General features: G+C 70.9%; 2 protein-coding genes and 2 pseudogenes. 2 read left to right on the top strand and 2 right to left on the bottom strand.

Annotated features, from left to right (window positions below; genetic code table 11):
- A pseudogene (locus ACFWJW_RS37525) lies at nt 1–100 on the top strand (citrate/2-methylcitrate synthase); the annotation flags it as partial.
- Here the strand turns inward: ACFWJW_RS37525 and ACFWJW_RS37520 are convergent.
- Nucleotides 98–1,513 (bottom strand): annotated as a pseudogene (locus ACFWJW_RS37520) (amino acid permease); the annotation flags it as partial. The pseudogenes ACFWJW_RS37525 and ACFWJW_RS37520 sit on opposite strands and share 3 nt — an antisense overlap.
- A gap of 295 nt (nt 1,514–1,808) precedes the next feature.
- On the bottom strand, nt 1,809–3,221 hold the full coding sequence (locus ACFWJW_RS37515; RefSeq protein ID WP_387249870.1) for an amino acid permease: 1,413 nt from the start codon (nt 3,219–3,221) through the stop codon (nt 1,809–1,811).
- Between the two features lie 330 nt (nt 3,222–3,551).
- On the opposite strand from ACFWJW_RS37515, the gene ACFWJW_RS37510 reads away from it, so the two are divergent.
- Nucleotides 3,552–4,142 carry a biotin transporter BioY gene (locus tag ACFWJW_RS37510; protein WP_387249868.1) on the top strand — a complete coding sequence of 197 codons (591 nt, stop codon included), beginning with the start codon at nt 3,552–3,554 and terminating at the stop codon, nt 4,140–4,142.
- Nucleotides 4,143–4,316: the final 174 nt, after the last annotated feature.

Genomic DNA, 4,316 nt, shown 5'->3' with positions numbered 1-4,316 from the left:
GAACGGCATTCTTCGTTACCGCGGGTACCCGATCGAGCAGCTTGCAGAGCGCAGCACGTTCGTCGAGACCGCGTACCTCCTGGGGCAGGCCCGCGCCCCGGTCCAGCGCCCGCTGCCGGATCAGGCCGATCACCGTCAGCACCACGCCGAAGCCGCCGGTGAACAGCAGCTGGATCCGCTGGTTCTCATCGCGCAGCATCAGCAGCAGCACGGCGACGATGCCCGCCAGCGCCACCCAGGTCAGGACCGGGAAGGCCCACATCTTCACCACGAGCTTCTCGGGCGCCTCGCGCTCCAGCGTCCGGCGCATCCGCAGCTGGGCGGTGGCGATGAAGCCCCACACCACCAGGACGGCCGCGCCGACCATGTTCAGCAGCCACTGGAAGAGCGTGTCCGGCCACAGGAAGCTCAGCAGCACCGCGAAGAAGCCGAAGGCGGCGCACAGCAGGACGGCGCGGCGCGGGACGCCCCCGCTGACCTTGCCGAGGAAGGCCGGGCCCTGGCCGCGGGAGATGAGCGAGTACGCCATCCGCGAGGAGCCGTAGAGGTTGGCGTTCACCGCGGAGAGCAGCGCGACCAGGATGACGACGTTCATGACCTGGCCGGCCGCCGGGATCTTGAGGTAGTCCAGGACCGCCACGTACGGGCCGCTCTTGGCGATGGACGGCGCGCTCCAGGGGATGACCGTGACGATGATGGCCATCGAGCCGACGTAGAAGAGGGCGATCCGCCACATCGCGGTGCGCACCGCGCCGGCCACCCCGCGGACCGGGTCCTTGGACTCGGCGGCCGCGATGGTCACCGTCTCCAGACCGCCGTAGGCGAACACCGAGGCCAGCAGACCGACCATCAGGCCGTCGACGCCCTTGGGCAGGAAGCCGCCGTCACCGGTCAGATGCGTGGTGCCGGGCGCGGAGGTGCCGGGCAGCAGGCCGAAGATGGCCAGCACGCCCAGGACCAGGAAGATGCCGATCGCCGCGACCTTCAGGGCGGCGAACCAGAACTCGAACTCACCGAAGTTGCTGACCGCGGCCAGGTTGGTCCCGGTGAAGATCACCATGAAGAGCAGGACCCACATCCAGGGCTCGGAGCCCGGGAACCACTGGACCATGACATCCGCGGCGCCCATCGCCTCGGCGGCCACCGCCACACACAGCAGCGCGGTGAACATCCAGCCGACCGTGAACCCGGCCCAGGAGCCTATGGAGCGCTCGGCGTGCACGGAGAAGGAGCCGGAGGCCGGATTGGCCGCGGCCATCTCGCCGAGCATCCGCATGATCAGCATGACCAGGGCGCCGGAGACGGCGTAGGCCAGCACGATCGAGGGGCCGGCCGCCGCGATGCCCTCGCGCGAGCCGACGAACAGGCCCGCGCCGATCACCCCGCCCAGGGCGATCATCGAGAGGTGGCGCTGCTTGAGTCCGTTGGACAGCGAGCCGCCGTCCGGGCCCGCGCCCTGAACCGCGTCGCTCTGCTCGCGCGCGGGGGCGGCGGACGAGGGTGTCCGATTCATGTCGTACCTGTCCCAGTAGGTGAGAGCGGAGCAAGGCGATACTGCGTTCGCCGGGGCCGCGACCGGTGCGACGGTGCTGCCGGGCCCCCTGGACCCCCGCCGGGGCAGCAGGTCGCGAAGGGCCTGCCGACGGCACGACTCCGGGGTCCTCGGCAAAGCGGGCTCAGTTTGAGTGCCGGTGTCCGCTCAGGGCAACAGTTGTGCAGCGAATGTTCGGTATTCAGACGTGATCGTGACGGTGTGTGTCTGATTCATCGTCGGATACGACACGGTGTGACCGCCGGCGCCGGGGAGTTCAGCGCCGGGCGCGGCGCGCGCGGAGTTCCCGGACGCCCGCGACGAGCAGCACCGCGCCGGTCGCCCCGGCCGACCACAGCAGCTGCGGCCGGGCCGTGTCGTCGGTCAGCATCAGCACCAGCACGCCGCCCATGGCGAGCAGCGCCGCCCAGGTCAGATACGGGAACGCCCACATCCGCAGGGTCAGCTTCCCGGGGTTCTCGCGTTCGATACGCGGACGCAGCCGCAGCTGGGAGACCGCGATCAGCCCCCACACGAACAGCAGCACCGCGCCGACCGCGTTGAGCATGTACAGGAAGACCGAATCCGGCCATTTCAGATTCAGCAGCACGGAGATGAACCCGAAGGCCACCGACGCGAGCACGGCCCGGCGCGGCACCCCTCCGCCGGACACCTTCAGCAGCGCCCGCGGTGCCTCGCCGCGCTCGGCCAGCGAGAACACCATCCGCGAGGAGCCGTAGAGGTTGGCGTTCAGCGCGGAGAGCAGCGCCACGAACACCACGATGTTCATGATCTGGCCGGCGCCCGGCACCCCGATGCCGTCCAGCACCGCGACGTACGGGCTCTTGCCCGGCTGCATCGACGACCAGGGCAGCAGCGTCACGATCACCAGCATCGAGCCGACGTAGAAGAACAGGATCCGCCACACCGCGCTGCGCACCGCCCGGCCCACCGCACGCGCCGGATCGTCCGACTCGGCCGCGGCGATGGTGACGACCTCCAGGCCGCCGAACGCGAACACCACCGCGAGGACACCGGAGACCACCCCGCCCCAGCCGTGCGGCAGCAGACCGCCGTGCCCGGTGAGGTTCGCCAGGCCGACCGGCTCGGTGTCCGGCAGCACACCGAAGACCGCCAGCAGACTCAGCGTCAGGAACAGCACGATCGCGGTGACCTTCAGCGCCGCGAACCAGAACTCGAACTCACCGAAGTTCTTCACCGCGGACAGGTTGGCGACGGTGAAGACGATCATGAAGAGCAGCACCCAGCCCCACTGCGGCACCGCCGGCACCCAGCCGTGGGCGATCTGCGCCGCCCCGGTGGCCTCCACCGCGAGCACCACGACCAGCAGGAACCAGTACAGCCAGCCCACACTGAACCCGGCCCAGCGCCCCAGCGCCCGCTCCGCATGCACCGAGAAGGCACCGGAAGCCGGTATCGCCGCCGACATCTCGCCGAGCATCCGCATGACCAGCGTCGCCAGCGCGCCCGCGATCAGATACGACAGCACGATCCCCGGGCCGGCCACCGCGATCCCGGCGCCGGAGCCCACGAACAGGCCCGCGCCGATCACCCCGCCCAGGCCCAGCATCGTCAGATGGCGCTGCTTGAGCCCCGCGGACAGCGGCTCTTTCGCGCCGGCGCCCGCACCGAGGGCGGGCTCACCGGCTTGGGTCGTTGCGTCGTGCATGGACTCTTACTCTCGCAAGGGCCGAGGCGGCGGGGGCCGCCGGCGCGTTTGGGGGAACTCCACAGGTCACCGCGGGGCGGACCCAGTGTCGCCGCACCCCGCGCGCTACCACAAAACCGGCCGCACAACGCGGCCCCGGCCGTGATGAGCATCACGTGACCTGCAAAGACGCCACGCGCCCCAACAGACCTGGGCAGCGTGGGAGTTGTTCGGAACTCTCCAAGCGGGCCGGTACGGCTTTGTCGCCGCTACACGATGATCGCCGGCCGTCCGCTGGACTAACGTCGTCGCGTCCCGTCCCATATCCGTCCTCATACCCGCGGAGTCCCGATGAGCACTGCCGCTCTCCACCGTCCCGGCGCCGTCCTCGCCGATCTGCTGCCGGCCGCCACCGCCTCCCGCGCCCGCGTCCGCGACGCCGCGCTGGTGCTCGGCGGCGCCGCGCTCACCGGCATCGCGGCCCAGATCGCCGTCCCGGTCCCCGGCTCCCCGGTCCCGGTCACCGGCCAGACCTTCGCCGCCCTGCTGGTCGGCGCCTCCCTCGGGGCGGGCCGCGGGCTGCTGTCGCTGGCGCTGTACGCCCTGGCGGGGATCGCGGGCATGCCGTGGTTCGCCGGCGGTGCCTCGGGCACCGGCGGCGCCACCTTCGGCTACATCGTGGGCATGCTGCTGGCCGCCACCGCCGTGGGCGCGCTGGCCCGCCGCGGCGGCGACCGCGGAGTGCTGCGCACCGCCGCCACCATGGCCGCCGGCATGGCCCTGATCTACGCCGTCGGCGTCCCCTACCTGGCGCTGAGCACCGGGATGTCCCTCGGCAAGGCCGTCGCCGTCGGCATGGTCCCGTTCCTGATCGGCGACGCCCTCAAGGCCGCACTGGCGATGGGCGCGCTGCCCACGGCCTGGAAGCTGGCCGGGCGCTGATTTTGCGGCTAAACCGCCGCCGCTCTCGCGGAGGTGGTTGATCGCCGTTGGGGTTCCTCAATTGATGGTTGAGGTGCCCGGTACGAAGAGGGGGGGGGGGACCCCCAACCCCGGCCGGCCGGCGCCGCTCTTAATATAAAAAAAAAAGACCCCCAAAGCACATAAGCTAGACGG

Source organism: Streptomyces sp. NPDC127097 (assembly GCF_042724075.1).
Taxonomy (GTDB): Bacteria; Actinomycetota; Actinomycetes; order Streptomycetales; family Streptomycetaceae; genus Streptomyces.
Note: the sequence above shows the minus strand (reverse complement) of the source record. Positions and strands in the feature narration are given on the sequence as shown.

Excerpts from the sequence above, each read along its gene's own strand:
- ACFWJW_RS37515 (WP_387249870.1), bottom strand. The coding sequence starts at position 3,221 with ATGCACGACGCAACGACCCAAGCCGGTGAGCCCGCCCTCGGTGCGGGC.
- ACFWJW_RS37510 (WP_387249868.1), top strand. The coding sequence starts at position 3,552 with ATGAGCACTGCCGCTCTCCACCGTCCCGGCGCCGTCCTCGCCGATCTG.